The organism is Cellulomonas septica (genome assembly GCF_012396155.1).
In the GTDB taxonomy this organism is placed as follows: domain Bacteria; phylum Actinomycetota; class Actinomycetes; order Actinomycetales; family Cellulomonadaceae; genus Cellulomonas; species Cellulomonas septica.
In genome coordinates, this window is sequence record NZ_JAAXOY010000541.1 from 1 (window position 1) to 2,419 (window position 2,419).

A 2,419-nucleotide genomic window follows, 5' to 3' on the forward strand; every position below is an offset into this window, starting at 1 on the left:
GGCGAGACCGTCGCCCGGTCCGCCGCCGCACGGCTCACGGTGCAGACCCCGCCGACCCTGTCCCCCGTGGCCGACGTGACCGTCGCCGACGGCGGCACCGCGCAGCTCACGACCGTCGTCGGCGGGTCGCCCGCTCCGGCCGTCCGCTGGCAGCGGCTCGTCGACGGGACGTGGACCGACGTGCCCGGCGGCGTCGGCGCGACGCTGTCCGTGGTCGTCGACCCGACCTTCGACGGTGCTCGCTACCGGGCCGTCGCGACGTCCGTCCTCGTCACCGGCACGGTGTCGGTCACGAGCAGCGAAGCCGTCCTCGACGTGCGGTACGGGCCGGTCGTGGACGTCCACCCGCAGCCGGTCACCGGGCTCGCCGGCGGGAGCGCGCTGCTCACCGCCGCCGCGCACGGCAACCCCGCGCCCAGCGTGCAGTGGCAGACGTCCGCCGACGGCACGACGTGGACCGACGTGCCCGGTGCGACCGGCGTGTTCTACACGCGCCTGCTGTCGGCGTCCGACGACGGCCTCCAGGTGCGCGCGCGGTTCACCGGCCACGGCGTCGTGGAGACGGCCGCCGCGACGCTGACCGTCCAGACGCGTCCGACCCTGTCGCCCGTCGCCGACGTGACCGTCCCCGACGGTGGAACCGCGCAGCTCACGACCGTCGTCGGCGGGTCGCCCGCACCCGCGATCCGCTGGCAGCGGCTGATCGACGGGACGTGGACCGACGTGCCGGGCGGTGTCGGCGGGACGCTGTCCGTGGTCGCGGAGCCCTCGCTCGACGGCACCCGGTACCGGGCCGTCGCGACGTCCGTGCTGATCGACGGCACGTCCACCGCGACGAGCGCCGAGGGCGTCCTGCACGTGCTGCACGGGCCCGTCGTCGACGTCCACCCCGTCGCCGTGACCGGGGTCGTCGGCGGCAGCGCGCTGCTCACCGCGGCCGCGCACGGCAACCCCGCGCCGACGGTCCAGTGGCAGACGTCGACCGACGGCACCACCTGGACCGACGTGCCCAGCGCGACCGACGTCTTCTGGACGCGCCTGCTGTCCGCGTCCGACGACGGCCTGCAGGTGCGCGCCCGCTTCACCGGCCACGGCGTCACCGACACCCACCCGGTGACGCTCACCGTCCAGGACGTGCCGACCGTCACCGACCCCCTCGCGACGACCGTCGACGCCGGCGGGACCGCCACGTTCACGGTCGGCGTCACCGGCCTGCCCACGCCGACCGTGCAGTGGCAGACGTCGACCGACGGCACCACGTGGACCGACGTCGCGGGTGCGACGGCGACGACGTACACGGTCACGGCGACCGACGCGCTCCACGGCTCGTCGTACCGGGCCGTCGCGACCAACGTGCGCGGCACCGCGACCTCCGCCGCCGCCACGCTCAGCGTCCGCACGCCGCCCACCGTGAGCTCCCCGGCCGACGTCGTCACGCGCCCCGGCGAGGACGCGACGTTCACCGTGACCGTCACGGGCCGACCCGCGCCGGACGTGGTGTGGGAGACCTCGACCGACGGCACCGCCTGGACGCCCGTCGCGGGCGCGACCGGCCCCACGCTGACGGTCACCGCCGACGCCGTGCCCGTGCTGCTCGCGCGGCTGCCCGCCGACGCGCAGGTCCTGCAGATCGGTGCGACGCGGCTGTTCGACTACGAGTCCGTCTACTTCGACACGCCCGACCTGCTCGCCTACCGGCTGTCGGCGACGCGTCGACGGCGGCGGTTCAAGGTCCGCACGCGCAGCTACCTCGACTCCGCGCAGTGCTGGCTCGAGGTCAAGACGCGCGGCGCCCGCGGTGCGACCGTCAAGGACCGGCTCCCGTACCACCTGCGCGACCGGCTCGACGTCGGCCCCGGGCGCTGGTTCGTCGACGGCACGCTCGACCAGCGCGGCGTCGACGTCGCGTCACCCCTCCCGCTGCACCCGACGCTCGTCACGCGCTACCTGCGCGCGACGCTGTGCCTGCCCCGCACCGCGAGCCGCGTCACCGTCGACACCGACCTCGCGTGGCACGACGGCGACCGGCTGCTGCGGCTGCGGCGGCTCGCGGTCGTCGAGACCAAGAACGGGTCCACCGCGTCCGACGTCGACCGCCTGCTGTGGGCGCACGGCCACCGACCCGTGCGCGTCTCGAAGTACGCGACGGGGCTCGCCGCGCTCCGGCCCGAGCTCGCGTCGCACCGCTGGCGCCGCACGCTGCACCGCCTCCACGCGCACGGCGAGCCGTCGTCGCCCGCCTGATGGCGCCCACCTGACCGCGCCCGTCCCGGCCGCACCACCGCGACCGGCAGACCGCACCGCCGCCGTCCGGGTCGACCGCACGGCACGCACCGACTGCTCCCTGGACCGCACCGACCGACCTTCGACGTCACGACGACGTCCCGACGCCTGGAGCGCCCATGTCGCACCCCACCCG

General features: G+C 75.9%; 1 protein-coding gene. It reads left to right on the forward strand.

Annotated elements, in window-relative coordinates; genetic code table 11:
• A partial coding sequence (locus HGA02_RS21145; protein ID WP_246247938.1) for a VTC domain-containing protein occupies positions 1-2,244 on the forward strand: 2,244 nt, incomplete at its 5' end.
• Positions 2,245-2,419: the final 175 nt, after the last annotated feature.